This is a genomic window from Aeromonas sp. R5-4, assembly GCF_040908215.1.
Classification (GTDB): domain Bacteria; phylum Pseudomonadota; class Gammaproteobacteria; order Enterobacterales; family Aeromonadaceae; genus Aeromonas; species Aeromonas veronii.
The window spans coordinates 86,242-112,680 of sequence record NZ_JBFODG010000001.1 but is presented as its reverse complement, the minus strand read 5'-3'; the positions used below and the strand labels follow the sequence as shown (position 1 = coordinate 112,680).

The window sequence follows — 26,439 nt, the reverse complement described above, 5'->3', positions numbered from 1 at the left end:
GCCCCGCCATTGCTGGCGGGGCTTTTTGCTGTGGGCGGATTGCTCGTTCCTCTGACCAACGGCTCAATCGGTGGTACTGGTGCGCCAGAACACCTGCTTGATATGGGGGTGGATGCCGAGTTTCACCATCAGGGCATCCAGCTCGTCGCCATCGATGGAGGTAGCCAGCAGCACCGCCGAGATCTCCAGATCCCCCTCGCCAAACGGCTCGATGTCGAGCTCGCTCAGGGGGTAGTTGGCCTGCTCCAGCATCTCTTCGAGCCAGTGCAGCACCTCTTTTTGATGTTCGCGCTGGGTCAGCGCCGTCACCTTGTAGGTCACTTCGGTGTCGGTATTGTCCACCGGGCGGCGGTTGATCTGATTGACCAGCGGTCGCAGCAGGGTGTTGGCGGCGAGCACGAACAGGGCGCCCAGAATTGCCTCCATGGCCAGCCCGGCGCCACAGGCGGCACCGACCGCAGCGACACCCCAGAGAGTGGCGGCGGTGTTGATGCCGCGGATATTGCCCGACTCGCGCATGATGACGCCGGCGCCGAGAAAGCCGATGCCGGAGACGATATAGGCCACCACATGGACCACGTTGTAGTTGCCGCCGTGCAGGTCATAGATACGCTGGGCCAGACTGACGAACAGGGCGGCCCCTACGGCGACCAGCACGTTGGTGCGCAGGCCCGCGGTACGTTGGCGGTACTGGCGCTCCAGCCCGACCAGACTGCCAAGCACAAAGGCGAGCAGCAGGCTGGCCAGGGTGTCGAGCAGGGAGAGCATGTCAATTTGTTGCCACATCTTCATGGCGTACTCCTTCTGATAAGCGCTGGCTTGGCGCAATCCATGATGAAACGCCGAGAGGCGGATGGATCAGGGGATGATTGCGCGGATGGCCAGCAGAAAAACAAAAACGCGGCGTCCCGGGGCGCGAGCATCATCATATGCCCTGACGCTCGGAGAGGACGCAACAAGCGGGGCCAGCGTGGCTGGCCCCTTTCACTGTGGTTAACGCAGGTGTGCGGTCAGTTGAGTTCAGGATCGCAGTCGATGCGCGGGCGCAGTTGCCAGCGCACCGGATGTGCCACCCCGACCTGATGAACGAACTGCACCAGATAGCGTCGCTGGGGCGGGGTGCACTGCAGGTTGAGCACCAGCTCTCGCCCGCCGCCGCGACCCGGCTTCATCGATTGCATCGGTTGCAGCCCCGCCGGTTGCAGGGTGTGGTTCACCATATCCAGCACCTGTTCCATATCGGCGCGATCCTCACAGCGGATCTGCAGCCGGTAGTGGTGCTGACGCTGTTTGCCGCCCAGCCAGCGTGGCAGCATGCCACGGCCGAGCCGGCTCAACAGGGGGTGAGCACGGGTAGCAACAGAACCTGTTGCGACCGCGCGATCCGCAGCCGGTTTGATTGAGATAAAACGCATAGCAGCCTCCTTGTGGGAAGCAGAAACTATGCAGGCATGGCGACCGTGGCGGTTGGCCTCTGGTTGCCAGACGTCAAGTGTAAAAAGGGAGAAGAGGGGAGTGGATTTCCGCTTCTCGCAGGGTTGCGAGCATGCGGCAGAGAAAGACCTGCGGCTAGCTCGCGACCTTGGTACCGACGATGAGGGTCGGTCTACAACTGTCACTTGATGAGTTGCCCACTGATGGTCTCCGCTATTGATAAGAGGCTCGAATGATAGCCGAGGCGGCAGGCAGGGTAAACCCCGCGCCGCTTGCAGCAACATCTTGAAACATAATCGAAAGCCCCGTTTTGCCGCGCAGGGCCGTAAAAAGAGACCCGGCGAGGGCCGGGTCTGCGGGGTCATTCGGTCTTGTCGATGCCAAGGTATTTGAGCATCAGTTTCTCGTAGATGGGCTCGGTATCGCCCACCTGCATTTTGTGCAGGAAGTATTTCTCGAAGGCGATCTTGGCTAGATGAACCCACTTTCCTTTCTTGAACCAGGCGACGTTGCGCGGCGGGATCTGCGGCATGGCGACGAAGGCGGCACCTGTGTCCCCCATGTCCGCCAGACAGATGGCATTCCACACCGCCTTGGTCACCGGCGGCTGGCCGCTGAGCTCCGCCTTGATGTTGTGGCTCAGGGTGCGCACCATCGCCTCAATCATATAGCCGGTCTTGGGCACCCCGGTCGGTACCGGCGTCTTGTGCGGCGGTGCAATGGCGATGCAGACACCGGCGGCGTAAATCTGCGGGAAGGCGGGATTGCGCTGGTGTTCGTCGACGATGACAAAGCCGCGGGGATTGACCAGCCCCTCGATGCCCCGCAGCGGCGCAATGCCGACAAAGGCGGGCAGCATCATGGCGTGTTTGTAGGGCAGGGTGTGGGTGCGCTTGATGTTGCCCTCATCGTCCAGCTCCTCCACCGTCATCTGGCCATCTTGCGCCGCCACGGTGCGGGCATTGCAGATCCACTGCACGTCGCGCATCCGCAATTCGCTCTCCAGCATCCCCTTGGAGTCCCCCACGCCGTTGAGACCAAGGTGGCCGATGTAGGGCTCGCTGGTGACAAAGGTCATGGGCACATTCTTTCTCACCTTCTTGTCGCGCAGGTGGCGATCGAGGATGAATGCGTACTCGTAGGCGGGGCCGAAGCAGGAGGCGCCCGGCATGGCGCCGACAATCACAGGGCCGGGCTCATCGACCAGTGCGCTGACACTGTGGCGGCACTCTTCGGCGTGGGAGAGGGTACAGACGCTGGTGGTGCCACCGGATTCGGGGCCAGCCCCCGTCACCTCGTCAAAGGCGAGGGCCGGGCCGGTGCAGATTGCCAGAAAGTCGTAACGCAGGGTCTGGCCATCGGAGAGGGTGAGCTGCTGCGCCGCCGGTTGCAGCTCGGTCAGGGCGGCATGGATAAAGCGGATCCCCTTTTTCTTCACATGGGGTTCGATGGGGATCTAGGTCTCCTTGCGCTCCCGCCACTGGACGGCAATCCAGGGGTTGGAGGGGGTGAATTCAAAGTCCGGCTTGTCATTGATGAGGATCACCTCATGCTGCTTGCCCAGTTCGGCCTTGAGTTCGTAGGCGGCAGACATGCCCCCGAGACCCGCGCCGATGACGATTACCGTTGCCATGTTCAGCCTCCTGCGTTTATTACACGCTCATGTGAGCCGGGTCATCCGACCCGTTTATTTAAATCCTATCCGTTTGAGGATCATCGCTGCCGGACAGAAACCGGTGAATGCGCTCTGGATCAGGTTGACCCCGACAAAGGCACTCAACCAGACAAAGCCCGGATGAACCCAGGTGGTAAGGATCAGCGAGAGCAGCAACATGCAACCCGCGACGATTCTGACTCCGTTATCTACTGTCATGGTCTTTCTCCCTCCATACTTTAGATGTTGCTAATTTAGTGTTGTTTTATACAATAGAACAAATATCAGCAATTGCTAATTTACTCTTATGAGCCAATTCGACGAGATGAACAGACATGCGACAGCCGCCGCCTCCCTGCTCAAGGCGTTGGCTCATCCCGAACGCCTGATGGTGCTCTGCCAGCTGGTGGAGGGGGAGAAGGGGGTCGGGGAGCTGCTGGCCCATAGCCAACTCGGGCAGTCGGCCTTCTCCCAGCAACTTTCGGTATTGAAGCGCTACGGCCTGATCCGTTCGCGCAAGGTCTCCCAGCAGATCTACTACTCGCTGGTGAGCGAGGCTGCCGCCGATGTGTTGGGCGCGCTGCAAACCCATTTTTGTCACTCAGAAAATAAGGAATCTTGATGATGGAAAGCCAATGGCTGCTCTCTTTGGGCGGCGGCATGCTGGCGGGGCTGTCGGCCCTGATCCTGATGTTGTTCAACGGCCGGGTGGCCGGCATCAGCGGCATTCTGGCCGGTGCGCTGCAACACCGTGCACCGTGGCGGGTGCTGTTTCTGCTGGGGCTGGGGGCGGGCGCCTGGTTGGCGCTGACTCTGGGTTGGGCCAGTATGCCCGCATTCACCACCTTGCCTGGTTGGCCGGTGGTGCTGCTGGCCGGTCTGCTGGTCGGCATCGGTACCCGTCTTGGCAATGGCTGCACCAGCGGTCACGGCATCTGTGGTATGGGGCGGCTCTCCCTGCGCTCCATCGTCGCCACCCTGACCTTTATGGCGGCAGGCTTTATCACCGTCTTCGTCACTCATCATCTGCTGTAAGGGGCTGATTGCCATGAAGTTGCTGACAAGTTTGTTTGCGGGTGTGTTGTTCGGACTGGGGATGGCCATCTCCGGCATGATGGATCCCGCCCGGGTCACCGGTTTTCTCGATCTGGCCGGGGCCTGGGATCCCAGCCTCGCCTTCGTGATGGGAGGGGCCCTGCTGGTCTTTATGCCGGGTTATTTTTTGCTGGTGAAATCCCGTCGCCAGAGTGTGCTGGGGGAGCCCATCGTTGCCGTACCAGCCCCTCGGCTGGAGCGCAGGCTGATCGGCGGGGCCGCGCTGTTTGGCATCGGCTGGGGATTGGTGGGTATCTGCCCGGGGCCTGCTCTGAGTCTCATTTCCAGCGGGCAGCCCATGATAATGTTGTTTATAGCGGCCATGGTGGCCGGGATCTTGCTGTTTGACAGAGGGCTGGCTAGGGTGCTGACCAAGGCGCCAGCTCGGGGAAAAGGGAAGGTGCGCCAGTCTCATACCGCCTGATCCCGTGAAGTGACAGATTACGCCAGGGAAGGAGAGTAATGATGGAAAAGATCCGGTTGCTGGGGATCACCTTGTTGGTGATGACATCGCAGGCCATGACATCCCCCCGGGCCCTTGCCGCTGAAGGGGAGCCAGAGCCCCCGTTGACAGTGGCGCCACAGCCGGTGACCGACTGGCTGACGCTGGATGGCACCGTCAGTGCCATCAATCAGGGGACGGTGGCGGCCCAGACCAGCGGCCGGGTCTCCCGCATGCTGGTGGATGTGAACGATCAGGTGCAGGCGGGGCAGCCGCTGCTGGAGATTAGCGGCAAGGAGCAGTTTGCCGCCGTCACGGGGGCCGAGGCGCGGCTGGCTCGGGCGCAGGCTCAGCAAGTGGAAGCCGAGCGCCAGCTCGCCCGCTTTCAGGCGCTGATTGCCAAGGGGGTGATCACCCGCGCCCAGCTCGACAATGCCCAGGCGACGGATCGCGCCGCCCGCGCCGAGGTGAACGCTGCCGATGCGGCCCTCACTCAGGCCCGTGAGGCCTACGGTTATACCCGCATTCTGGCCCCTTACGCCGGAGTGGTGACCAAACGGCTGGTAGAGCTGGGGGAGACTGTCGCCCCCGGTACCCCGCTGCTCTCCGGCTTCTCCCTCGACACCTTGCGGGTGGAGGTGGAGTTGCCCCAATCCGCCCTTTCGCTGGCTCGTGAGCCTGCGGATATGCAAGTGCTGCTGCCGGATGGCAGGGCCGTTACCCCGGTCAAATTGACCCGCTTCAACTATGCCGACAGCCAGAGCCACGCCTTCAGGTTGCGCCTCGACTTGCCGCCGCAAACCGCCGGGGTATTGCCCGGCATGTGGCTCAAGGTGCAGCTCAAGCAGGGTGAGCGTCAAGTGTTGCAGGTGCCGGATCGCGCCCTGCTGCGGCAAGGTGAGTTCAACGGCGTCTATCTGCAGCAGCCCGCTGGCTGGGCCCTGACGCCGGTGCGGGTCGGCCATTGCGTCGAAGGACAGTGCGAGATCCTGGCCGGGCTGCAAGCCGGTGACAAGCTGGCTCCCGATGCCTGGGCGCTGCAGCAGGAGGTGGCCCATGAGTAGCGAGCTGAACGGCAACAAGGAGAGGCTGGGGCCTGCCGGTCGGCTGGCTGCGCTGTTTCAGGGCTCGGCCATCACGCCGCTGCTGGCGCTGGTGGGGCTGTTGCTCGGCCTGTTTGCGGTGCTGGTGACCCCCAAGGAGGAGGAGCCGCAGATTGATGTCACCTTCGCCGATGTCTACATTCCCTTCCCGGGAGCCACTCCGGCTGAAGTGGCCTCTCTCGTCACCACCCCTGCCGAGCAGGTGGTTTCCCAGATAAAGGGAATTGATACCCTCTACTCTTTTTCCCAACCCGATGGCGCCCTGCTGGTGGTGGTATTCAAGGTAGGGGTAAGCCGCGAGCAGGCCATCGTCGATCTCAACAACCAGCTCGACTCCAACCGCGACTGGTTGCCACAGGGGATCGGAGTCGGTCAGCCGCTGGTGAAACCCCGGGGGATCGATGATGTCCCCATCGTCAGTTTGACCTTATGGAGCAAAGAGGGGAGCAAGCAACTGGGGGCACCCGAGCTGACCCGGGTCGCCCATGAGCTTGAGACCGAACTCAAGCGTATTCCTGGTACCCGCGATATTTACACGCTGGGCAGCCAGAGCGCCGTGTTGCGGGTGATGCCGGATCCGGTGGCCCTCAGCGCCCACGGCATCAGCTGGGGCGAGCTGAGCCAGCGACTGGCTGCCGCCAATCAGGTGGGCCCGACACAGGCCATCGAGCAAGATAACCGGGAGATCAAGGTGCAGGTGGGGCAGTTCCTGCAAAGTGAGCAGGAGGCTAGAGAGCTGGTGGTTGGGCTGCACGACGGCAAGCCGGTCTATCTGGGGGAGGTGGCCAGGGTCTCTCTGGGTCAGGAGACTCCGACCAAACGCAGCTGGATGGGGCTGGGGCAGGCCAGTTATCCGGCGGTGACCCTGGCCATCGGCAAGCAGCCGGGCCAGAACGCGGTCGATGTGGCCAAGCGGGTGGAGGCGCGGGTCGAGAGTTTGCAGAACCGGCTTATCCCGGCAGGAGTCGAGGTGACGGTGACCCGTGACTACGGCGTCACCGCCGAGACCAAATCCAACACCCTGATCGGCAAGCTGATTTTTGCCACCACGGCGGTGGTGCTGCTGGTGCTGGTGAGCATGGGCTGGCGCGAGGCGCTGGTGGTGGGCGTTGCCATCGTCATCACCCTGGCACTGACCCTGTTTGCCAGCTGGGCCTGGGGCTTTACCCTCAACCGGGTGTCGCTGTTTGCGCTGATCTTCTCCATCGGCATTCTGGTGGATGACGCTATCGTGGTGGTGGAGAACATCCACCGCCATCGCGGTTTGGGCAAGGGGTCGCTCAAGGAGCTTATTCCGGGGGCGGTGGACGAGGTGGGGGGGCCGACCATACTGGCGACCCTGACCGTGATCGCGGCCCTGTTGCCGATGGCCTTTGTCAGCGGCCTGATGGGCCCTTACATGAGCCCCATCCCCATCAATGCCAGCATGGGGATGCTCATCTCCCTGCTGGTGGCCTTCATCTTCTCACCCTGGCTGGCGAGCCATTTGCTCAAGGGGGAGGTGCACGGTGCCCACGGCGAGGCCAAGGCGGGTCTTTTTCACCGGCTGATGACCCCTTTCCTGATCGGTGATGGCGCCAAGCGCGCCAGACGCAAGCTCTGGCTGGCGGTGTTGCTGCTGGTCGGGGCGGCTACCGCCATGCCGGTGGTGCAGTGGGTGGTGCTCAAGATGCTTCCCTTTGACAACAAATCTGAATTTCAGCTGGTGCTCGATATGCCGGAGGGGGCGACCCTGGAGCAGACCGAGCGCACCCTGCTGGCGGTTGGGCGGGAGCTTGCCAAGGTGGAGGAGGTGAAGGATTACCAGATCTACGCCGGCACCGCCGCCCCCATCAATTTCAACGGGCTGGTGCGCCACTACTTTATCCGCAGCGGCGCCAACGTGGGGGATATTCAGGTCAATCTGGTGGACAAGCATGAGCGGGAGCGCAGCAGTCACCAGATTGCCCAGTCGGTTCGGGAGCCGCTGCAGGCCATCGCCAGTGCGGCAGGGGGCAACCTCAAGGTGGTAGAGGTGCCGCCCGGCCCGCCAGTCTGGTCCCCCATAGTCGCGGAAGTGTATGGCCCGACGCCTGCCGCCCGTGAGGCAGCCGCTCGCGCCGTACAGGCCCGCTTTGTGGCCACCGAGGATCTGGTGGATGTGGATATCTATCTGACCGACCCGCAGCCCAAGTGGCGGCTGGTGGTGGATAGCAGCAAGGCGGCCCTGCTCGGGGTCGATCTCGGGGATCTTGTGAACACCCTCAATGGCGGGGTGGGTTATCAGGATGCCAGCTGGCTGCAGGGTCACGGCGCCAAGTATCCGGTGCCGATCCGTATCGAACTGGCTCCCGGTGACAAACGGGATCTGGCGGGCGTGCTGGCCCTCAAGGTGCGCAGCCAGAGCGGCCAGCTGGTGCGGGTCTCCGAGCTGGTGAGTCGCCGTGATGAGGTGGCCCCCAGCTATATCATGCACAAGAACATGCAGCCCATGGTGATGGTGGTGGCCGACATGGGTGGCCATACCGACAGCCCGCTCTACGGCATGTTTGCCGCCGGTGCCGACATCGATCTGCCCCAGTATTACGTGCAGCAGCCCGACAAGCTGGGGGAGGTGTCGCTGTTGTGGGACGGGGAGTGGAAGATCACCTACGAGACCTTCCGCGATATGGGCATCGCCTACGGGGTGGGGATGATCCTCATCTATCTGCTGGTGGTGGCCCAGTTCCGATCCTATCTGGTGCCACTCATCATCATGGCTCCTATTCCGCTCACCATCATAGGGGTGATGCCGGGCCACGCCCTGCTGGGAGCCCAGTTTACCGCTACCTCGATGATCGGGATGATCGCCCTGGCCGGGATCATCGTACGCAACAGCATCCTGCTGGTGGACTTTATCGAGCAGCAGCGCAGCGCCGGAGTGGCGTTCGAGCAGGCAGTGATCGAAGCGGCGCAGGTGCGGGCCAAACCCATCATGCTGACGGCGCTGGCGGCGATGATCGGGGCTCTGTTTATCCTTGATGATCCCATCTTCAACGGACTGGCCATCAGCCTGATTTTCGGGATCCTGGTCTCCACTTTGCTCACCCTGGTGGTGATACCCTTGCTCTATTATGCCCTGCTCTCCCGACGCACATGACGGGAGTCACTAGCGAAAGGATGCGCGATGAAGAGAGGTTGGTTGTGGTGGGGAAGTGGCGTTGTGGTGGCGGTGGCTGCTGTGGCATGGTGGTGGCGACCGCAGCCGACGCCGATCAGGCTGGCTGAAGTCGGGCGGGGGGATGTGCTGGTCACCGTGGTCAACACCCGGGCTGGCACCATCAAGTCGTGTCAGCGGGCCGGACTCAGTCTGCCCGGTGGCGGCGTGGTGGAGCAGATCGCCGTCAAGGCTGGGGAGCGGGTGGCGCAGGGAGATCTGCTGCTGACCCTCTGGAGTGACGACATTCACGCCGATCTTGCCCGTGCCCGTGCCCAGCAGGCCCTTGGCAAGACCCAGCGCGAGGAGCGTTGCAGCGAGGCGGCCTACTACGAGCGGGAGGCTAACCGGCTGGCCACCTTGCTGGCCAAAAACCTCACCTCCCGCACCCTCGCCGAGCAGGCCCAGAATCTGGCCGATACCCGCCGCTATGTCTGTCAGGCATCCCGTCAGCAGGAGCGGGTCGACGAGGCGCAGGTCGCCCAGGTGGAGGCTCGCTTGAGCGAGCGCCGCCTGCAGGCGCCGTTTGCCGGTGTGGTGGCGGAGGTCAACAGCAAGCTGGGCGAATACATGACCCCCTCACCGCCCGGAGTGGCCATGCCTCCGGTTATCGATCTCATCGACGATCGCTGTCTCTATGTTTCAGCCCCCATCGATGAGGTGGATGCTGCCCGCCTCAAGGTGGGTCAGTCTGCCCGGGTACTGCTCGACGCCATGCCCGGGCGCGATTTTGCCGCCACCGTCACCCGCATCGCCCCCTATGTGAAGGAGCTGGAGAAACAGGCCCGCACCGTCGAGGTGGAGGCGGCGCTCACGGCCCTGCCCACCGATGTGCCCCTGCTTATCGGCTACAGCGCCGATCTTGAGGTCGAGGTGACCCGCGCTACCGATGTGCTGCGGGTAGCGGCCAGCAGCCGGGCCGACGATGGCAGTGTGCTGCGGCTGGAAGGGGATAAGCTGGTGCGGGTGGTGCCCCGTTGGGGCGTGGAGAACTGGAACTGGATTGAGGTGGCCGAGGGGCTCGCTGCCGGTGATCGGCTGGCAGCTCAGCCCGGACAGATTGTCGGGGAGGGCCCTTTCAGCGCCGCCACGGAGCAGACGGATGAGTGATCTCATTCGCCTTGATGCCGTCAGTCGTCGTTTCACTCTGGGGGGGAGCGAAGTGGCCGCCCTCGATCGCGTTTCCCTGCGGGTTGCCGAGGGGGAGTATCTGGCGGTGATGGGCCCCTCGGGCTCCGGCAAATCGACCCTGCTCAATGTGCTGGGGCTGCTGGATCGGCCCGATGAGGGGCGTTACTGGCTGGGAGGGGAGGATACCGCCACCCTGTCAGAACCGGCGCTGGCCCAGCTGCGCGGCCATCGCATCGGCTTCGTGTTCCAGTCGTTTCACCTTATCTCCCGCCTCACCGCCCGTGAAAATGTCGAGCTGCCGCTGATGCTGTGCGGGATCGCTCCCGCCGAGCGCCATCGCCGCAGCCAGCAGTTGCTGGGGGAGCTGGGGCTGGAGAACCGGGCCGGACACCGCCCTGCCGAGCTCTCCGGTGGTCAGCGTCAGCGGGTAGCCATCGCCCGGGCCATGGCGATGGAGCCACGGCTGATCCTGGCCGACGAGCCCACCGGCAATCTCGACTCCCGCTCAGGGGAGGAGGTGATTACCCTGCTGGAGGGACTCAACCGGGAGCAGGGTATTACCTTGGTGGTGGTGACCCACGACCCGCGCCTCGGTGATCGGGCTGGCAGGCGGATCCTGATGAACGATGGCCGTATCAATACCGATAGTGGCGGGGGGTGAATGCGGCGGCCTGATGTGATCCGCTTTGCCGCCGTGGCCCTGCTGCGCCAGCGCTCACGGGCGCTGGTGTTGATCCTGGCGGTCAGCTTGAGCGTCACCTCGGTGCTGCTGCTCACCGCGCTGGGGGAGGGGGCGAGGCGCTATGTGGCCGACCAGTTTAGCTCCCTTGGCAAGGATCTGCTGGTGATGTTCCCGGGCCGCAAGGAGACCACCGGCGGGCTGCCGCCGGTCACCGGCAACAGTCTGCGGCAGATCACTCTCGATGATATGCACTACCTTGGCCAGCATCAGCCAAACGTGCGGCTGGTGCCGCTGGTGATGGGCTTTGCCGAGGCCAAACAGGGGGCGCGGCTGCGCCAGACCATGCTGCTTGGCAGCAGCAACGGGCTGCGCGATACCCACGGGCTGGAACTGCTCTCCGGCCGCTGGCTACCGGGGGATGCCGCAGAGGATCGCCCGGCCGTCCTGCTCGGGGCCAAGGTGGCCCGTGAGCTGTTCGGTCAGGTCGATCCGGTCGGACAGTGGCTGCGTTTTGACAATCGCCGCTTTCGGGTGGTGGGGGTCTTCACCAGCCAGAGCAGCAATCTGGGGATGGACATGGCCGAGGCCGCGCTGATCCCGGTCGGTAGCGCCATGCGGCTGTTCAATACCGAGGGGCTGTTTCGGCTGCTGATCCAGCCGCTGGCGGGGCAAGCCGTGCCGCCGCTGGTCAAGCGACTGGAGCAGCTGATGCAGGCGCGCCACGGGGTGCTGGATGTGACCGTGGTGCGCCGCGACGCCATGCTGGCCACCTTCTCCACCATTCTCTCGACTCTCACCTTGGCAGTTGCCGGCATAGGCGCCATCAGCCTGCTGGTCTCCGGCATCATGATGATGAATCTGGCGCTGATCAGCACCCGCCAGCGCACCGGCGAGATCGGCCTGCTCAAGGCGCTGGGGGCCGACAGTCGCCAGATCCGCCAGCTGTTTTTGTGGGAGGCGCTGCTGCTGAGCGGCAGTGGCGCGCTGTTTGGCACTGTGTTGGGCTATGCCTTGGTTGGCCTCGCCGGAGTGATTTGGCCCGGATTTCCGGCGGCAGTCCCTCTGCTCGCTACTTTCTGCACCATACCTGCGGCCCTGCTGACTGGGCTGTTTTTTAGCTGGCTGCCCGCCTCCCGGGCGGCACGGCAAGATCCGGTCAGCAGCCTGCGCAGCGGGCAGTGGAGCGGTGGCTGATACGCGCCGCTGATCTGCTGTTCTGGCTCTGGCGCGCCTTGCTGGCTGGGCGCAGTCGCAGCCTGCTGTCGGCGCTCGGCATTGCCATCGGGATCGCCTCGGTGACCCTGCTCACCGGCATCGGCGAGGGGCTCAGGCTCTATCTGCTCGACAGCTTCTCCCAATTTGGCACCCGGCTGATCGCCGTGACCCCGGGCAAGACCGAAACCGCCGGCGGCCCGCCCGGTATCCTCTCCAGCAGCCGTCCCCTGCTGCTGGAGGATGCCGATGCCCTCGCCAGATTGGCAGGGGTAGAGGCGGCGCTCCCTGTGGTGCAGGGGCAGGGGGAGGTACGCAGCCGCGGGCTCACCCGCAGCACCGCCATTCTGGGCACAGGTCCGGCGGCACTCTCCGGCTGGCGGCTCACCCTGGTGCAGGGGCGTTTTCTGCCCGCGGACGACAGTGCCATGCCCCGCGCCTATGCGGTGCTGGGTGCCAAGGTGGCGGCTGAGCTGTTTCCCGGTGGTGATGCGCCGGGCAGTCTGCTGCGCGCCGGTGATCGCCGTTTTCGGGTGGCCGGGGTGCTGGCCCCCAAAGGGCAATTTCTCGGCTTTGATCTGGACGACATGATCTATCTGCCCGCCGCCCACGCCCAGGCGCTGTTCAACAAGGAGGGGCTGCAGGAGATCGACGTCATCTATCGCGCCGGGCAGACGGAGGCCGACATCACCGCCCAGATCCGGCGAGTGCTGATCGCCCGCCATGGCGCCGAGGATTTCACCCTCACCTCCCAGCAGGACATGCTGACCAGCCTCGACAAGATCCTCTCCATCATCAAGCTGGCGGTTGGCGGGCTCGGCATTATCTCGCTGCTGATCGGGGCGGTCGGTATCTTCAGCATCATGAGCATCGCCCAGCAGGAGCGGATCCCCGAGGTGGGTCTGCTGATGGCGCTGGGTTGCCCACGGCGGCGCATTCTATTGTTGTTCCTGCTCGAAGCCGTGGTGCTGGCGCTGCTGGGCGGGGCCATGGGGCTGGCCCTGCTCGGCGGGCTCAAGCTGCTGCTTACCCTGCTGGCGGCCGGCTTGCCGCTCACCCTCCATCCTCTCTATCTGCTGCTGGCGCTCGGTTGCTGCGCCCTGGTGGGTCTGCTGGCCGGGGTCGCCCCCGCTTTGCGGGCGGTGCGTCTCGACCCAGTGGTTGCCCTGCGCGGTGACTAGGCCGACCCTTTCGCAAGAGGCGCGTTGCGCTCGGGTCTGAACAGGGGGGACTAGGCGACCCCCTCCGCAACCGACAGGCTGCGTTCAGATCTGAATAGGGGGAAGTAGCGGCGATCCGCCTGACTCATGTGGCCGACCACCAGCTCCTGAATGATGAAGTTGAGCAGTTCGTCGTTGCCCAGCGTCCCCGCTTTGGCGGCGTGCAACAGCTGGCCTGCCTTGTTGAGCAGGCGCTGGTGATCCTGACGGTGGCTGACGAGTTCCTCGTAGTCGATCTCCGCCAGCATCAGCTCTTCAAAGGCGAAGTGATGGCGGGCCATGTCGAACAGGCTCTCCAGACTCTCCAGAAACGGGGCCGGATCCTCGTGCTGATCTTTCATCCGCTCCAGCAGCCGGTTGGTCAATACGAAGAGCTGGCGATGCTCGGCATCGATGCGCGGGTGACCGCACTCGTGGCCGGGTTGCCACAGCAGTGCCCCCTGCTCGGGATCAAGGCCTTCGGTATAGAGGCAGACCCGGCCGCGGCCGCGATTCTTCGCCTGATACATGGCCTGATCGGCGTGGTGCATCAGGGTCTTGGCATCCTCCCCGTGCTCGGGATAGAGCGCCAGCCCGATACTGCTGGAGATGAGCAGCTCCTGTCCCTCCAGCTGGAACGGATGGCGCAGCTGCTGGTGCAGCTTGTCGGCCACCGCCAGCACTTCGTCGCCACTCTCCGGCAGCAAGATAACGAATTCATCGCCCCCCAGCCGTGCCACCAGATCCTGTTTGCGCACGCAGTGGCTCATCCGCTCGGCCACCATATTGAGCAGAATATCCCCGGTCTCATGGCCGAAGGTGTCGTTGATCGGCTTGAAGTGATCGAGATCGATAAACATCAGCGCCAGCGGACGGGGCGTCTCTTGCTCCATCAGCTCCTTGAGCCGTTGTTGCAGCAAGCGGCGATTGGGCAGCCCGGTGAGGGGGTCGTAGAAGGCGAGGCGGCGCATCATCTCCTCTCGCGCTGCCCGCTCGGTGATATCCCGGGTGACCCCGAGGATCGCCTCCGGCTGGGCGTTGTGGTTGCCATGGAGGGTGGTGATGGTCTCGGTCGCCACCAGATGGCCATCCTTGTGGCGCAACTGGGTGCGAATGACCCGGCGGGTCTGGTCATGTTCCCCCCGCTGCCAGGCCTCCAGGGTGGCGGAGATCTCCTCGCGCAGCAGCTGCCTTGAGGCATCCGGCAGCAGCTGTTTGAGGGGCAGGGCAAACAGCTCGGGGGCTTCGTAGCCGCTCAGAGGGGCGATGGCCGGGCTGACATAGCGAAAGCGCAAGCTGGCGGCATCCATGGTCCAGATCACATCGGCGCTGTTCTCCGCCACGAAGCGATAGTGCTGCTCGCTCTGGGCCAGTTCACGGGTCAGCCGCTGGCGATCCCGCGCCTCCTGGCGCAGGCGCAGATAGAGGTGCAAGAAGATGCCGAGCAGGGTCATCAGGGTAAAGGTGATGAGCATGGCCACCGCCACGCTCTTGTCGAGCAGTTGCCGTTGCTGGCGCAGCCGCTCCTGCGCCGGGTCGTAGATAAAGCGGTCGAGGTTGGGCAATACCGTGAGCATGCCCGCCTCCAGATAGGTTTTGGCGATCTGCAGCCAGCGCTCCTGTTGCATGTAGCCAGGTTCGATCAGATCCGGCTGCATCAGCTCTCTGGTTTCGCGCGCCTCGAACTCCAGCTGTTCACGGCCAGCCCCGGTCGGGTACTGCTCCATGATGAGGTTGATCATCTCGTCGGGGTGGTCCATCGCATAGCGCCACCCCTTGAGGCTGGCCTGCTGGAAGGCGTAGACCCGATCCTGTCGGGTGATCAGCTCCCGCTCGGAGGTAAACAGGTTGTCGCCGTAGAAGTCGAAGTCGATGGTGCGCGGACTGAAGACCCGATAGGGGATCCCTTTTTGTTGCAGATAGAAGGGCTCGGTAGTGCTGTAGGCGCTGATGGCATCCACCTTGCCCGCCAGCAGTGCCTGAATCCCCTGTTTGTAGGGAAGGGTGACCCAGTCGCGGCTGCGGGTCTGGTGGGAAAGGTAGGTCAGCAGCTCGTTGGAGCCCGGCTCCAGCATCAGTCGCTTGTTGGCCAGATCGGCCGGGTTGCGAATATCTGGCCGATCCAGCGTGAGCAGAACCAGCGGCGAGTGCTGCAGCAGGGCGGCGAGCACCACCACCGGGCGACCGGCAGCCCGATCCAGCAGCAGATCACTGCCGCTGATGCCAAACTGGGCCTTTCCCGAGATCACCTCGCTGACCACATCGGTGCGGGAGTCCGCTTCGCGCAGGGTGACATGCAGACCGGCCTCCCGATAAAACCCTTTGGCGATGGCCGCGTAGTAACCGGCAAACTGGAACTGGTGTTGCCACGGCAACTGGACGATGACCTGCTCGCCGGCTCGCACGGGGGAAGAGGTCAGGGTCGCGATGACCATACTGACCAGCATTGGCAGAAACCAGCTGAGGGGCTGGCGGGGGGCTGCGTTCTCCGTCATACAACGTTTCTCTCGGGAGCGATGTCTAGGCTAGATTCAAGCAATTTTGTGTCACCTGCAAGGGGAGAAAAGGCGTTTGCAATGGGGTATAGGGGGGTTGGGAAGTCATTTTTGTGTCGTTCATCACACGGGATGGATACATGCCGTTTTTTTGCAAGTTATGTGACCAATAAGAGAGTCATATGGCCTATCTAAGTGGTCGCATTCTAGCCACTTTTTCCCGTTTTTATCGTTGTCATTGTGGCTTGACTGCATTTTTTCCGTGGTTGCACGTCAAGCTGTGTCGTTATATCAATAGATACTTTTATGGGGCAGTCAGGTGTGACGCAAATGTATCGCGGCTGCTGCGCACCGGTTAATGTGCGACAGCTCAGTGATGGTACCCCGTCAGTGTTATCATGCTGCCCCCAGTTCCGGATAAGGTCTTTTTATGTCCCGCTTGCGTCTGCTTCTCTCCGACTCTCACGATCCCCTGTTCAATCTGGCCGTTGAGGAGTGCATCTTCCGCCAGATGGACCCCGGTCAGCGGGTGCTGTTCCTCTGGCGCAACGCCAATACCGTGGTGATCGGTCGTGCCCAGAATCCGTGGAAGGAGTGCAACACCCGCCGCATGGAAGAAGACGGGGTCACCCTGGCGCGTCGCAGCAGTGGCGGCGGCGCCGTGTTCCACGACCTTGGCAACAGCTGCTTCACCTTCATGGCGGGCAAGCCGGAGTATGACAAGAGCGTCTCCACCGCCATCGTGCTGGACGGGCTCAAGCGACTGGGGATCGAGGCCTTTGCCTCCGGTCGCAACGACCTGCTGGTGGGCACCCCGGACGGGGAGCGCAAGGTATCGGGTTCGGCTTACAGGGAGACCCTGGATCGCGGGTTTCACCACGGCACCCTGCTGCTGGACGCCGATCTCGGCCGCCTTGCCAACTACCTCAACCCCGACCCCAAGAAGCTGGCGGCCAAGGGGATCACCTCGGTGCGCAGCCGGGTGGCCAATCTGTGCGAACTGCTGCCGGGGATCGACCATCAACAGGTGAGCAAGGCGCTGCAGGAGGCCTTTTTCCACCATTACGGCGCGCGAGTTGAGCCCGAGCATATCTCCCCGGAGCAGATGCCGGATCTGCCGGGCTTTGCCGAGACCTTCGCCCGCCAGCGCAGCTGGGAGTGGAACTATGGCCATGCTCCGGCGTTCAGCCATCTGCTGGAGGAGCGGTTCAGCTGGGGTGGGGTTGAGTTGCACTTTGATGTGGAGAAAGGGGTCATCACCCGGGCGCAACTCTTTAGCGATACTCTGGAGCCGGCCCCGTTTGATCTGCTGGCGGCCGAACTGGCGGGTTGCGGCTATCGACCGGACGCTGTCGCCGCGCGCCTGCAGCCCTGGCTGGCGGCCTTTCCGCAGCAGCAGAGCGAGCTGGCGGAGTTTGCCGAGTGGCTGTTGGCCTCCCTGCGTTGAGGGGAGCGCTGCACTGATGGCGGTCTGGTAGTAAGGACTCTGTCAGCCAGGATGGGAGCAAGATCACGAAATATAAAGAGGCGCCTCAAAGGCGCCTTTTTGCCAGCCCTTGTCATGGCTGATACATGACAAAAAGTAGGGTAGGCCATTAGATATTGTCACTGTTGGCCCCGCTGGTACAGGGGTATAACGGCCGCACATTTGCTGTACTAATGGTATAAAAATGAGTGACTTAGTTTATCTGCAAGACGAAAGCGTCAATGCCGTCCACCCCGATTTCTCCGCCCGTTTCGCCACCGTCAAAGCCAACTTTTTCTCGCGCAATCCCGATCTCTGGCCCGTTTTTCGCGAACCCGGATTTGCCACCCTCAACGAATTTCGGGCCCGTGGCCTGGCGCCGGATGCCCGCCTGAACGCCTGGCCTGATGGCCGTGCCCGCCTGGCCGATCTCTGCGAGACCATGCCGGTGCCCGCCACCATGCGCACCCCGGGCGAGCCGATGGCCGAGTTGCTGTTTGCCGCTGCTCTATCGAAGGATTGGGAGAACCCCTCCAGCGTCGAGAACGTCATCACCATGTCGGCGGATCCCGCCATCTACGGTGCCCAGCTGGGCATTCTGGCCAACCCCAATCTGGTCTACTCCGAATACGCCGGGGTCGCCGAGGAGCTGGAAAAGAAGGTGGTGCGCCAGATTGCGCTGCTGGCAGGCTATGACCCCGAGCGGGCCACCGGCATCTTCACCCAGGGGGGGACCTTCTGTAACCTCTACGGCTACCTGCTCGGCATTCGCAAAACCTTGCCGGAGGCCAAGCACAAGGGGCTAGGCCACTATCAGGATTACCGCATCATCAACTCCCAGGGCGGTCACTACTCCAACATCACCAACCTCTCCCTGCTCGGGGTCGATATCGAGAACAAGACTATCCGCATTCAGGTGGGGGAGAACAATGACATCGATCTCGACCACCTCGAGCGCACCCTGACCGCCTGTTTTGCCCTGAAACACGTGGTGCCCACCATCATGCTCACCATGGGCACCACCGACACGTTCGGGGTGGATCAGGTGAAACCCGTGTTCGAGCTGCGCAATCGCCTCTGCGAGCAGTTCGAGGTGGCGGTCAAGCCCCATATCCACGTCGACGCCGCCATCGGCTGGTCGATGATCTTCTTCCTGGGTTACGACTTTGCCGCCAACCCGCTCGCCATCAACAGCGCCACTCTGGCGGGGATCGAGCGCAACGTGGCGCGCTTTGCCGAGCTCAAATATGCCGACTCCTTCACCGTCGACTTCCAGAAGTGGGGCTATGTGCCCTACACCTCCAGTCTGGTGATGATCAAGGAGCAGGATGACCTCAAGGCGATGGAGAATGACCCGGAGAACTTCTCCTACTTCGAGCGGGACATTCAGGGCCAGACCCACCTGCAATCCACCATCGAGTGCTCTCGTGGCGCGAGTGGTCTGTTCGGTGCCTATGCGGCGCTCAACTATATGGGGGTGGAGGGGTATCGCACCGTGTTGGCCCACTGCCTGCAAAATGCCAACTACTTCCGCTTCCGGTTAAGCCAGCTGGGCAACGTCAAGCTGGTGGCGCAGGAGAATCAGGGGCCGAGTGTCGGCTTCAAGATCTACAACCCCGAGTGGGTGAGCGATCCGGAGGCCGAGTTCGCCTTCGAGCTGGCGCGTTCCAGCGATCCTGCCTACAAGGCGCGGCTGCAGCGCAACACTGACTACCACCGCAGCCTGTTCAAGGGGCGTGGCAAGGTGGGGCTCTACACCAACTGGGTGGAGGCGGTGGCCCACTCCGACTATGACGCCCGCGGCAAGTACTCCTACATCGCCGGGGAGAAGGCGGTCTTTATGAATCCGGCTTGCACTCGCGAGCAGATCGACGCCTTTATCGACCATATTCGCGGTTGATGGATGTTGCCCTGACAGTCGAGCACGGCCTGTGATGGCAAGAGGCGGTCAGGGTACCTCGCCAAGAGATAAACAAAGGAAAGGGCAAGCCAATTGGCTTGCCCTGCTGTTTTTGCAGCACTGTGCGTAAGTAGTGGGGAAGGCCGTGCTCAGAGGGCCAGCAGTTGCTCATTCTCGACAATCTCGCACCCGGCGGGCAGTTTCGAGAGGGCGATCATGGCGCGAGCCACCTGACTGGCCTCGATGGCGCGCCAGCAGGCGAGTTTGCCCACCAGCAGTGGCCGAAACAGCGGGTAGATGGTCTGAAAGATCTGCTCGGAGAGGCGCGGTGGCTGGCGATCCCCGAGCAGCATAGCGGGCCGCACGATGGCGAGCCGTGGCCAGGATTGGGCCAGTAGGGCCTGCTCCATCTCCCCCTTGGTACGCGGATAGAGAGCCGGGGACGATGCACTGGCCCCCATGCTCGAGACCACGATAAGGCGCTGACAGCCGTGACGGCGGGCCAGCTCGGCAAAGGCGACCACATAGTCGAGATCGACCCGGCGAAACGCCTCGGCAGAGCCTGCCTCCTTGCGGGTGGTGCCGAGCGCACAAAAGGCGATATCCACCGGGCGGGAGAGGGTGACGCTGGCCAGATCATCAAAATTGACCGGCAGCCAGTGGTGCGCCTCCTTGCCCGGCTTGCGACAGAGCAGGGTCAGTTCATGTTCGGCAGGCAGTTGCTGCACCAGTTCGCGACCAATCAGGCCGCTGGCTCCGGCAATCAGGATCCGGCTCATGGGGATTCTCCCTGTGTCATTCGATGGTGTTGATGCCATGGTGGCTGCTCATCAGCATCAGTCAATTTGCGGGCAGCTGCAATGGTGAGGTATTGGGCAGGATAAATGGAGCGGGAGCAGATAAAACAAAACCGGCGCGAGGCCGGTTTTGCGGGATATCAGAGCGGGGTATTGAAGGCCGCTGGCAGCGGGAAGTCACCCGTTACCGTGGTGAGCCTGTCATTGGCGAAGGTGACGGTGAGCTCTTTACGCTCCTTGTCGCCGTGGCCCGGCTGGAATTCATAGAGGTAGTACCAGGTGTTGGGGTCAAAGCCGTCACGCAGCATGGGGGTCCCCAGTACATAGCTGACCTGCTCGCGGGTCATCCCCTGGCGCAGTTTGTCGACCTGTTTTTGTTCCACATAGTTGCCCTGGGGAATATCGATACGATAGACCAGGCTGCAACCGGAGAGGGTGAGGGCGGTCAAAGCCGCGGCAATCAGGTGTTTCATCCGCATATCGAGTTCAGATCATCCATACAGTCTTTTTGGCTCGGCAAATCATACCGACTCCCTCCACGGAAGTAAAAAGCCATTGATCCATCAGCCAATAAAAAGGGTCGCACTGCGACCCTTTCTGGCAATCCGCTGCTGTCACATCGCCGCGCGGAAGATGGCGACGATCTCTTCGTGGCTCGCCTGTTTCGGGTTGGTGAAGCCGCAAGCATCTTTCAGGGCGTTGCTGGCCAGGGTATCGAAGTCATCGGCCTTGACGCCGAGCTGCTCCAGACCGGCCGGGATCTTCACATCCAGCGCCAGCTGCTTGATGGCGGCAATGGCAGCGGCGGCGCCCTGCTCGTCGTTCATGGCGCTCACATCCACCCCCATGTAGCGGGCCACATCCTTCAGACGAGCCGCGCTCACCTGGGCGTTGAACGCCTGAACGTGGGGCAGCAGCACGGCGTTGCAGACACCGTGGGGCAGGTCGTAGAAACCGCCCAGCTGGTGGGCCATGGCGTGCACATAGCCCAGGCTTGCGTTGTTGAAAGCCATGCCGGCCAGGAACTGGGCGTAGGCCATCTGCTCGCGGGCATGCAGGTCATCGCCATGGTGAACGGCGGTGCGCAGGTGCTTGGCAATCAGCTCGATGGCCATCACGGCGCTGGCATCGGTCACCGGGGTGGCGATGGTGGAGACATAGGCCTCGATGGCGTGGGTCAGGGCATCCATACCGGTGGCGGCGGTGAGACCGGCTGGCTTGGCCAGCATCAGCTCGGGGTCGTTGACCGACATCAGCGGGGTAACGTGCTTGTCGATGATGGCCATTTTCACGTGGCGCGCTTCGTCGGTGATGATGCAGAAGCGGGTCATCTCGGAGGCGGTACCGGCGGTGGTGTTGATGGCGATAAGCGGCAGTTGCGGTTTGGCGGAGCGATCCACCCCTTCGTAATCCTTGATGCTGCCACCGTTGGCGGCGACCAGCGCGATACCCTTGGCGCAGTCGTGGGGCGAGCCGCCACCCAGCGAGATGACACAATCGCAGCCGTTGGCCTTGATCATGGCCAGACCCGCTTCGACGTTGCTGGTAGTGGGGTTGGGTTTGGTCTCATCGAAAACAGCGCTTTCAATACCATGTTCAGCCAGCAGGGTGGTGAGCTTGGCGACCACGCCGATCTGGTTGAGAATTTTGTCGGTGACGATCAACGCCTTGCGATAGCCGTAACCCTTGATATCGGCGGCTGCCTCTTGCAGACAGCCGGCACCCATCAGGTTGATTGCGGGAATATAGAATTTGAATGTAGCCATGATGGACTTCCTATAGTTAGCCATTAAGTGGTAGTTGAGAGTTAGGCTACCATCTAGAAAGGGATACAAAAGCATCTTATTTACAACTTTACGGGGTCGATCACGAGTCGTTAATTAAGCGCTGAACCAGGCTTGACTTTCCCGCATCTGACTCGATTAGCAGAAAAACGTTTGTCAATTATTTCATTGAGTTAGCAAACGTTTTGCGCAATGTTTGTCACTGTCAATGCGTGGAAGTGTGAGGCGCTTCAAGGAATTGGAAAGCGCTTTCGACCATAGTTGGCGCCTCCCCGAAGAGGGGGGTAAAGGCTTGAAAGTATCATAAAGAATCATCTTAACTTGTGCCCTGACCATGCTGGCAGGGGGCAACCAGAAGAATCATCTTAACTTGTGCCCTGACCATGCTGGCAGGGGGCAACCAGGAGTCCAATATGTCTGATGTATTTCACTTGGGTTTGAAGAAAGCGGATCTGCAAGGCGCCACCCTGGCGATCGTCCCCGGTGACCCCGAGCGCGTGAAGCGTATCGCAGAGCTGTTGGATAACCCGGTGCACCTGGCCAGCCATCGTGAATTCACTACCTGGCGCGGCGAGATGGACGGCAAGGCCGTGATCATCTGCTCTACCGGTATCGGTGGCCCGTCCACCTCCATCGCGGTAGAAGAGCTGGCCCAGCTTGGCATCCGCACCTTCCTGCGTATCGGCACCACCGGCGCCATCCAGCCGCACCTGAACGTGGGTGACGTGATCGTGACCACCGGTTCCGTGCGCCTCGACGGTGCCAGCCTTCACTTCGCACCGATGGAGTTCCCGGCTGTTGCCGACTTCGACTGCACCACCGCGCTGGTGAACACCGCCAAAGAGATGGGCTCCAAGCTGCACATCGGTGTGACTGCCTCCTCTGACACCTTCTACCCGGGTCAGGAGCGTTACGACACCGTATCAGGCCGTGTAGTGAGCCGTTTCCAGGGTTCCATGAAAGAGTGGCAAGCCATGGGCGTGCTGAACTATGAGATGGAGTCCGCAACCCTGCTGACCATGTGCTCCAGCCAGGGCCTGCGTGCCGGTATGGTGGCTGGCGTTATCGTCAACCGTACCCAGCAGGAAATCCCGAACGCCGAGACCATGGCGAAGACCGAATCTGATGCCATCAAGATCGTATTGGGCGCTGCCCGCAAGCTGATCTGATAGCACCACAAAGAGTGGGGGGTGGGGGCCGTTGCGAAAGCGCGGCCCCTATCTTTATCCGCCGTTTGCCGCTTTTCCTCTTCCGTCACCCCTTTCACTGATTCCATCGCACTTGCGCTGGTTGTCTCTACTTATTGCTCCTAAAAAGGCGCTGCACAGCGGATCTGCATCGGCTCGCCGCTCACCTGATGAGTAAAATCCAGCTCGCTGGCGTGCAGCATCAGCCGCGGCGCCTGTTCGCAGCCGGGGGGAAGCAGGCCACCATAGAGATCGCAACCGAGAATGGGATGACCCAGCAGCTGACTGTGGATGCGCAGCTGATGGGTGCGACCGGTCTCCGGCACCAGTCGTACTCGGGTCAGTGGCACGGTCTGTCCCTGCATCTGCTGCGCCAGCCGCTCAATCACCCGATAGCGGGAGCGGGCGGGTTTGCCGCTGGCGGCGCAGATCTTCATCAGCGGGAAAATCGACGGATCCTTGGCGATGGGGGCGTCGATAACCCCTTCGTCGTCAATCAAATGACCGCACAGCAGGGCGCTGTAGGCCTTGCTCACCGCCCGCTGGCTGAACTGTTGGCAGAGCTGGGCGTTGATGGCCTTGTTTTTGGCCACCACCATGATGCCTGAGGTGCCAAAATCTAGGCGATGCACCAGGGTGCAGCCTGGGAAATCCTGCACCAGTCGATAGTGAACCGAGTCGAGGTTCTGCGGGTTCTTGCCTGACAGACTCAGCAGGCCGCTTGGCTTGTTGATTAGCAGCAGGTGTTCATCCTCGAACAGGATCTCGATGGTGGCCTTGCAGGGCGGGGCGATAAAGGTGTCGACGATAACGGACATAGGGCACACGGGCTGGAAACGGGGGACGATCATACCCGAACCGGCGCGGCCGGGCGAATGGGCGGTGCGCTGCCTCGGAAAATGAACGGCATGACGCCATGCAAACTTTTGATAGTGAGCCGTGTTGAGCTAGGTGGCGTGCCGTGCAAACCGCCCAGGTCAGCAACAAGGCCCCGTTTTGTGACCCCTTCCCGAGTTCATCCGAGGCTTGCTTGTTAAGGTATGGCTCCCTGTTATGTTGTAAGGACTCATCCCATGGCACTGCCCGTTATTCTCGATTGTGATCCCGGCCACGACGACGCCATCGCCCTCATTCTGGCGCTGGCCAGCCCTGAACTGAAGGTGCTGGCGGTCACCACCAGCGCGGGCAACCAGACACCGGACAAGACCCTCAACAATGCCCTGCGCATCCTCACCTTGCTGGGGCGGGACGATATTCCGGTGGCGGCCGGGGCGCCGAAACCGCTGGCCCGGGAGCTTATCATCGCCGACAACGTCCATGGCGAATCGGGTCTCGATGGCCCCAAACTGCCGGATCCCGCTTTTGCCCCGCAAGCGATGACGGGGATCGAGCTGATGGCCAGATGTCTGCGCGAGAGCGCGGAGCCCGTGACTCTGGTGCCGACCGGCCCGCTCACCAATATCGCCCTGTTGCTGGCAGCTCACCCGGAGCTAAAGGTCAAGATCGCCCGCATCGTGCTGATGGGGGGCGCCGCAGGGGCCGGCAACTGGACACCAGCGGCGGAATTCAATATTTATGTGGACCCGGAAGCGGCCGATATGGTCTTCAAGTCGGGCATCCCCATCACCATGTGCGGCCTCGATGTGACCCACGAGGCGCAGGTAATGGACGAGGATATCGAACGGGTACGCGCCATCACCAATCCGGTGGCCCAGTGTGTGGCCGGTCTGCTCGATTTTTTCATGATCTACCATCGGGATCCCAAGTGGGGATTTGCTGGCGCGCCGCTGCACGACCCCTGTACCATTGCCTGGTTGCTTAATCCCGCCCTGTTCCATGGCGTGGAGTGCCGGGTCGATATCGAGACCCGGGGCGAGCATACCGTGGGGATGACGGTGGTGGATCGCTATGGTCTCTCCGGCAAACCAGCCAATGCGCTGGTGTTGCTGGGGCTGGATCGGGCAGGCTTTATCGATCTGCTGGTCGAGCGGCTGCGGGCCTTTGGCTGAGCGCCGATTCACTTTTTGCAAGAAGGGGCAGGGAATGTGGAAGAGAGGCTTGGTGCTGCTGGCCGGGTTGCAACTGACAGGCTGTGCGACGCCATTCGAGCGGATGTGGCAGGGGCTGGCGACCTGTGAATTTACCGATCTCTATGTGGATGAGACGGGCAGGCCCGCCAATCTACAACTGGCCAACTACACCCCCTACAAGGTGAGCGACGGCTTTGCCTGGTACAAGGTGCACGAGGAGCTGCACGGCTTGCCGGTGGTCGGCTTTATCGTGCCCGCTTCCAGCTTCGAAGTGCATGCTCTCTTTGTCGATACTCCCATCGCCAACGCTCGCCGGTTGACCCACAACGCCTACGGCAGCGAGTTTAGCGACGAGCAGCAGCACGATGAAGGCTCCGCCCCTTTGCTGCTGCGCGATCCCAACAACCCCAAGCGCTCCATCATCGATTGCACCAAGGGGGAGTCTGACGAGGAGTTGCAGGATTCGGCCATGCCCGAGTAGGGCGACCTGCCACACTATCGGCATGGAAATCGGCCTGGAAATAGAGGGGCCAGCCTTGTCGGCTGGCCCCTCTATTTATTTAGTGCAGAGTGATATTGCAGAGCGGTTTCCGGATCAGGGATAGCTCAGCGTCTCTTTGATAAGCGGCAGCTGGGCCTTGATCCACGCTGGATTGCAATAGGGTTCCCCAGTCGCAGGCCTGACTCGACGTCATTTCAGGGATAGCTCAGCGTCTCCTTGATAAGCGGCAGTTGCGCCTTGATCCATGCCGGATTGATGGGACCCCAGTCGCTGATGCGGTAGTGCCCCTGCAGGTGGCGAGCCCCCTCGGTCTGCTCGAAGGCGCAGCTGATATCGAGTTCGGCAAGCGCGCTCAGGGTATCTTGCGCAGTGCGGCGCGGCATACCGGTCGCCTCCATGATGGCGGGCACCGTATCCGTGCCCTGGCTGATCAGCCAGGCCACGTAGAGCCGCCGGTAGAAGCTGGTGCGGGTTTTACTCGGCTCACTCATATCTCGTCCTCAAGACGATCGAAATAGCGCCAGGTCGCAATGGCCGCTTTGCCCATCACCAGTGCCCAGAGGCCGAACCAGAACCAGCGGAAGAAGCTCCAGGTGGAGGCATCGGGTTCGGTGCTCTCGATCTTGGTGACGTTGGGGAACATGGAGAACATGTTGATGCGCCAGCCGTAGGAAGTAATGATGGCCAGGCGCTTCTCGAACTCCATCGATTTGGCCTTGGCCTGCACGTCGGCGGCGTTGAACTTGAAGTAGAAGGGCCAGCCCCACTCGGTATCTTCATTGCGGAACACCCGGATCTTCTCGCCGGGACGCTCGGTATAGATGTAGTAGACGTCGGTGGTGGGGCCGTCAGCCGGGTTCTTCTGGCTGATGGGGCCATCCTTGTCGGTGCGCTTTACCTCGACTCCGGTGATGGTGGCGATGGTGTGCTCCGGCAGGTAGTAGTCGAGCCAGGCGGCGGAAATGAGGGCGATGAGCCCCAGGGCGATAAAAGCGGGTTTCTTGAATCTCAGGCTCATGGTGTGCTCACGTGAGGGGGAGTAACGTGCCTCTACCATACCGATATTTGACGGGGCAGCCCAGCCCCTTATGGCACCACTGGCCAAAAAATGGCGTTTAAAACAGGGACAAACGGATTGCCCCATGAATCAAA

General features: G+C 62.1%; 26 protein-coding genes. 14 read left to right on the top strand and 12 right to left on the bottom strand.

The annotated features are described in order from the left end of the window. Positions 1 to 63: 63 nt before the first annotated feature. From AB5Y83_RS00495 to AB5Y83_RS00475, 5 genes are all read right to left on the bottom strand, one after another. Positions 64 to 792, bottom strand: coding sequence for an MgtC/SapB family protein (locus tag AB5Y83_RS00495; protein ID WP_064338374.1), 729 nt, complete (start codon positions 790 to 792; stop codon positions 64 to 66). Between the two features lie 218 nt (positions 793 to 1,010). Continuing rightward, on the bottom strand, positions 1,011 to 1,415 hold the full coding sequence (locus AB5Y83_RS00490; RefSeq protein WP_005359258.1) for a hypothetical protein: 405 nt from the start codon (positions 1,413 to 1,415) through the stop codon (positions 1,011 to 1,013). A gap of 380 nt (positions 1,416 to 1,795) precedes the next feature. After that, complete coding sequence (locus tag AB5Y83_RS00485) at positions 1,796 to 2,872, bottom strand: NAD(P)/FAD-dependent oxidoreductase (protein ID WP_368174495.1); 1,077 nt, start codon at positions 2,870 to 2,872, stop codon at positions 1,796 to 1,798. 18 nt (positions 2,873 to 2,890) lie between these two features. After that, positions 2,891 to 3,067: an FAD-dependent oxidoreductase gene (locus tag AB5Y83_RS00480; RefSeq protein WP_368174494.1), complete on the bottom strand. Its 177-nt coding sequence runs from the start codon at positions 3,065 to 3,067 to the stop codon at positions 2,891 to 2,893. A gap of 54 nt (positions 3,068 to 3,121) precedes the next feature. Further along, on the bottom strand, positions 3,122 to 3,307 hold the full coding sequence (locus AB5Y83_RS00475; protein WP_005344304.1) for a DUF2892 domain-containing protein: 186 nt from the start codon (positions 3,305 to 3,307) through the stop codon (positions 3,122 to 3,124). A gap of 88 nt (positions 3,308 to 3,395) precedes the next feature. Here AB5Y83_RS00475 and AB5Y83_RS00470 point away from each other — a divergent pair, with 88 nt between their 5' ends. The 9 genes from AB5Y83_RS00470 to AB5Y83_RS00430 are packed head-to-tail and all read left to right on the top strand — an operon-like array spanning position 3,396 to position 13,109. Continuing rightward, positions 3,396 to 3,710 (top strand): helix-turn-helix transcriptional regulator, encoded by a 315-nt coding sequence (locus AB5Y83_RS00470; protein ID WP_005338008.1) that lies wholly within the window; start codon positions 3,396 to 3,398, stop codon positions 3,708 to 3,710. After that, entirely contained in the window at positions 3,710 to 4,123 is a 414-nt protein-coding gene (locus AB5Y83_RS00465; RefSeq protein ID WP_041202268.1) for a YeeE/YedE family protein, read from the top strand. The genes AB5Y83_RS00470 and AB5Y83_RS00465 overlap by 1 nt, the downstream gene beginning before the upstream one ends. 13 nt (positions 4,124 to 4,136) lie before the next feature. Beyond that, positions 4,137 to 4,607, top strand: coding sequence for a DUF6691 family protein (locus tag AB5Y83_RS00460; RefSeq protein ID WP_368174493.1), 471 nt, complete (start codon positions 4,137 to 4,139; stop codon positions 4,605 to 4,607). Positions 4,608 to 4,648: 41 nt separating this feature from the next. Further along, positions 4,649 to 5,689: an efflux RND transporter periplasmic adaptor subunit gene (locus tag AB5Y83_RS00455; protein ID WP_107684171.1), complete on the top strand. Its 1,041-nt coding sequence runs from the start codon at positions 4,649 to 4,651 to the stop codon at positions 5,687 to 5,689. Further along, on the top strand, positions 5,682 to 8,846 hold the full coding sequence (locus AB5Y83_RS00450) for an efflux RND transporter permease subunit (protein ID WP_368174492.1): 3,165 nt from the start codon (positions 5,682 to 5,684) through the stop codon (positions 8,844 to 8,846). The genes AB5Y83_RS00455 and AB5Y83_RS00450 overlap by 8 nt, the downstream gene beginning before the upstream one ends. Before the next feature lie 27 nt (positions 8,847 to 8,873). Further along, complete coding sequence (locus AB5Y83_RS00445) at positions 8,874 to 10,013, top strand: efflux RND transporter periplasmic adaptor subunit (RefSeq protein WP_368174491.1); 1,140 nt, start codon at positions 8,874 to 8,876, stop codon at positions 10,011 to 10,013. Further along, the gene (locus tag AB5Y83_RS00440; RefSeq protein WP_368174490.1) at positions 10,006 to 10,695 is read left to right on the top strand and encodes an ABC transporter ATP-binding protein; all 690 of its coding nucleotides are present in this window, start codon (positions 10,006 to 10,008) and stop codon (positions 10,693 to 10,695) included. The genes AB5Y83_RS00445 and AB5Y83_RS00440 overlap by 8 nt, the downstream gene beginning before the upstream one ends. Then, entirely contained in the window at positions 10,696 to 11,910 is a 1,215-nt protein-coding gene (locus AB5Y83_RS00435; protein ID WP_076492371.1) for an ABC transporter permease, read from the top strand. Further along, positions 11,895 to 13,109 (top strand): ABC transporter permease, encoded by a 1,215-nt coding sequence (locus AB5Y83_RS00430; RefSeq protein WP_368174489.1) that lies wholly within the window; start codon positions 11,895 to 11,897, stop codon positions 13,107 to 13,109. Before AB5Y83_RS00435 ends, AB5Y83_RS00430 begins: the two co-directional genes overlap by 16 nt. 50 nt (positions 13,110 to 13,159) lie before the next feature. Here the strand turns inward: AB5Y83_RS00430 and AB5Y83_RS00425 are convergent, their stop codons facing one another. Beyond that, complete coding sequence (locus AB5Y83_RS00425) at positions 13,160 to 15,622, bottom strand: diguanylate cyclase (RefSeq protein WP_368174488.1); 2,463 nt, start codon at positions 15,620 to 15,622, stop codon at positions 13,160 to 13,162. Positions 15,623 to 16,052: 430 nt separating this feature from the next. Between AB5Y83_RS00425 and AB5Y83_RS00420 the strand changes: the two genes are divergently transcribed. After that, complete coding sequence (locus AB5Y83_RS00420; RefSeq protein WP_368174487.1) at positions 16,053 to 17,069, top strand: lipoate--protein ligase A; 1,017 nt, start codon at positions 16,053 to 16,055, stop codon at positions 17,067 to 17,069. 223 nt (positions 17,070 to 17,292) lie between these two features. Continuing rightward, entirely contained in the window at positions 17,293 to 18,987 is a 1,695-nt protein-coding gene (locus AB5Y83_RS00415) for a pyridoxal-dependent decarboxylase (protein WP_110302826.1), read from the top strand. 149 nt (positions 18,988 to 19,136) lie between these two features. On the opposite strand, the gene AB5Y83_RS00410 is transcribed toward AB5Y83_RS00415, so the two are convergent. The 3 genes from AB5Y83_RS00410 to yiaY all read right to left on the bottom strand — a co-directional run bounded on the left by AB5Y83_RS00410 (position 19,137) and on the right by yiaY (position 21,550). Beyond that, positions 19,137 to 19,766, bottom strand: coding sequence for an NAD(P)H-binding protein (locus tag AB5Y83_RS00410; protein WP_368174486.1), 630 nt, complete (start codon positions 19,764 to 19,766; stop codon positions 19,137 to 19,139). Positions 19,767 to 19,924: 158 nt separating this feature from the next. Then, positions 19,925 to 20,263 carry an outer membrane protein assembly factor BamE gene (gene bamE, locus AB5Y83_RS00405; protein WP_005337980.1) on the bottom strand — a complete coding sequence of 113 codons (339 nt, stop codon included), beginning with the start codon at positions 20,261 to 20,263 and terminating at the stop codon, positions 19,925 to 19,927. A gap of 135 nt (positions 20,264 to 20,398) precedes the next feature. After that, positions 20,399 to 21,550: an L-threonine dehydrogenase gene (gene yiaY / locus AB5Y83_RS00400; protein WP_005337978.1), complete on the bottom strand. Its 1,152-nt coding sequence runs from the start codon at positions 21,548 to 21,550 to the stop codon at positions 20,399 to 20,401. Positions 21,551 to 21,981: 431 nt separating this feature from the next. Between yiaY and udp the strand changes: the two genes are divergently transcribed. Beyond that, entirely contained in the window at positions 21,982 to 22,737 is a 756-nt protein-coding gene (gene udp, locus AB5Y83_RS00395; RefSeq protein WP_005337975.1) for a uridine phosphorylase, read from the top strand. Positions 22,738 to 22,877: 140 nt separating this feature from the next. Here the strand turns inward: udp and AB5Y83_RS00390 are convergent, their stop codons facing one another. Continuing rightward, positions 22,878 to 23,606, bottom strand: coding sequence for an RluA family pseudouridine synthase (locus AB5Y83_RS00390; protein WP_368174485.1), 729 nt, complete (start codon positions 23,604 to 23,606; stop codon positions 22,878 to 22,880). Positions 23,607 to 23,828: 222 nt separating this feature from the next. On the opposite strand from AB5Y83_RS00390, the gene rihA reads away from it, so the two are divergent. Together rihA and AB5Y83_RS00380 are read left to right on the top strand one after the other, a co-directional pair. Then, positions 23,829 to 24,764 carry a pyrimidine-specific ribonucleoside hydrolase RihA gene (rihA, locus tag AB5Y83_RS00385; protein ID WP_368174484.1) on the top strand — a complete coding sequence of 312 codons (936 nt, stop codon included), beginning with the start codon at positions 23,829 to 23,831 and terminating at the stop codon, positions 24,762 to 24,764. Between the two features lie 34 nt (positions 24,765 to 24,798). After that, positions 24,799 to 25,266, top strand: a complete 468-nt coding sequence (locus tag AB5Y83_RS00380; protein WP_368174483.1) for a hypothetical protein — start codon at positions 24,799 to 24,801, stop codon at positions 25,264 to 25,266. Positions 25,267 to 25,481: 215 nt separating this feature from the next. Here AB5Y83_RS00380 and AB5Y83_RS00375 read toward each other — a convergent pair whose 3' ends face one another. After that, positions 25,482 to 25,778, bottom strand: coding sequence for a helix-turn-helix domain-containing protein (locus AB5Y83_RS00375; RefSeq protein ID WP_005344341.1), 297 nt, complete (start codon positions 25,776 to 25,778; stop codon positions 25,482 to 25,484). Continuing rightward, positions 25,775 to 26,305, bottom strand: a complete 531-nt coding sequence (locus AB5Y83_RS00370; RefSeq protein ID WP_005344342.1) for a DUF1523 family protein — start codon at positions 26,303 to 26,305, stop codon at positions 25,775 to 25,777. Before AB5Y83_RS00370 ends, AB5Y83_RS00375 begins: the two co-directional genes overlap by 4 nt. Positions 26,306 to 26,439 lie beyond the last annotated feature (134 nt).

Excerpts from the sequence above, each read along its gene's own strand:
- udp (WP_005337975.1), top strand. The coding sequence starts at position 21,982 with ATGTCTGATGTATTTCACTTGGGTTTGAAGAAAGCGGATCTGCAAGGC.
- AB5Y83_RS00420 (WP_368174487.1), top strand. The coding sequence starts at position 16,053 with ATGTCCCGCTTGCGTCTGCTTCTCTCCGACTCTCACGATCCCCTGTTC.
- AB5Y83_RS00470 (WP_005338008.1), top strand. The coding sequence starts at position 3,396 with ATGAGCCAATTCGACGAGATGAACAGACATGCGACAGCCGCCGCCTCC.
- AB5Y83_RS00410 (WP_368174486.1), bottom strand. The coding sequence starts at position 19,766 with ATGAGCCGGATCCTGATTGCCGGAGCCAGCGGCCTGATTGGTCGCGAA.
- AB5Y83_RS00380 (WP_368174483.1), top strand. The coding sequence starts at position 24,799 with ATGTGGAAGAGAGGCTTGGTGCTGCTGGCCGGGTTGCAACTGACAGGC.
- AB5Y83_RS00490 (WP_005359258.1), bottom strand. The coding sequence starts at position 1,415 with ATGCGTTTTATCTCAATCAAACCGGCTGCGGATCGCGCGGTCGCAACA.
- AB5Y83_RS00480 (WP_368174494.1), bottom strand. The coding sequence starts at position 3,067 with ATGGCAACGGTAATCGTCATCGGCGCGGGTCTCGGGGGCATGTCTGCC.
- AB5Y83_RS00375 (WP_005344341.1), bottom strand. The coding sequence starts at position 25,778 with ATGAGTGAGCCGAGTAAAACCCGCACCAGCTTCTACCGGCGGCTCTAC.
- yiaY (WP_005337978.1), bottom strand. The coding sequence starts at position 21,550 with ATGGCTACATTCAAATTCTATATTCCCGCAATCAACCTGATGGGTGCC.
- AB5Y83_RS00455 (WP_107684171.1), top strand. The coding sequence starts at position 4,649 with ATGGAAAAGATCCGGTTGCTGGGGATCACCTTGTTGGTGATGACATCG.
- AB5Y83_RS00440 (WP_368174490.1), top strand. The coding sequence starts at position 10,006 with ATGAGTGATCTCATTCGCCTTGATGCCGTCAGTCGTCGTTTCACTCTG.
- rihA (WP_368174484.1), top strand. The coding sequence starts at position 23,829 with ATGGCACTGCCCGTTATTCTCGATTGTGATCCCGGCCACGACGACGCC.
- AB5Y83_RS00495 (WP_064338374.1), bottom strand. The coding sequence starts at position 792 with ATGAAGATGTGGCAACAAATTGACATGCTCTCCCTGCTCGACACCCTG.
- bamE (WP_005337980.1), bottom strand. The coding sequence starts at position 20,263 with ATGCGGATGAAACACCTGATTGCCGCGGCTTTGACCGCCCTCACCCTC.
- AB5Y83_RS00390 (WP_368174485.1), bottom strand. The coding sequence starts at position 23,606 with ATGATCGTCCCCCGTTTCCAGCCCGTGTGCCCTATGTCCGTTATCGTC.
- AB5Y83_RS00475 (WP_005344304.1), bottom strand. The coding sequence starts at position 3,307 with ATGACAGTAGATAACGGAGTCAGAATCGTCGCGGGTTGCATGTTGCTG.
- AB5Y83_RS00370 (WP_005344342.1), bottom strand. The coding sequence starts at position 26,305 with ATGAGCCTGAGATTCAAGAAACCCGCTTTTATCGCCCTGGGGCTCATC.
- AB5Y83_RS00425 (WP_368174488.1), bottom strand. The coding sequence starts at position 15,622 with ATGACGGAGAACGCAGCCCCCCGCCAGCCCCTCAGCTGGTTTCTGCCA.
- AB5Y83_RS00415 (WP_110302826.1), top strand. The coding sequence starts at position 17,293 with ATGAGTGACTTAGTTTATCTGCAAGACGAAAGCGTCAATGCCGTCCAC.
- AB5Y83_RS00450 (WP_368174492.1), top strand. The coding sequence starts at position 5,682 with ATGAGTAGCGAGCTGAACGGCAACAAGGAGAGGCTGGGGCCTGCCGGT.
- AB5Y83_RS00465 (WP_041202268.1), top strand. The coding sequence starts at position 3,710 with ATGATGGAAAGCCAATGGCTGCTCTCTTTGGGCGGCGGCATGCTGGCG.
- AB5Y83_RS00435 (WP_076492371.1), top strand. The coding sequence starts at position 10,696 with ATGCGGCGGCCTGATGTGATCCGCTTTGCCGCCGTGGCCCTGCTGCGC.
- AB5Y83_RS00445 (WP_368174491.1), top strand. The coding sequence starts at position 8,874 with ATGAAGAGAGGTTGGTTGTGGTGGGGAAGTGGCGTTGTGGTGGCGGTG.
- AB5Y83_RS00460 (WP_368174493.1), top strand. The coding sequence starts at position 4,137 with ATGAAGTTGCTGACAAGTTTGTTTGCGGGTGTGTTGTTCGGACTGGGG.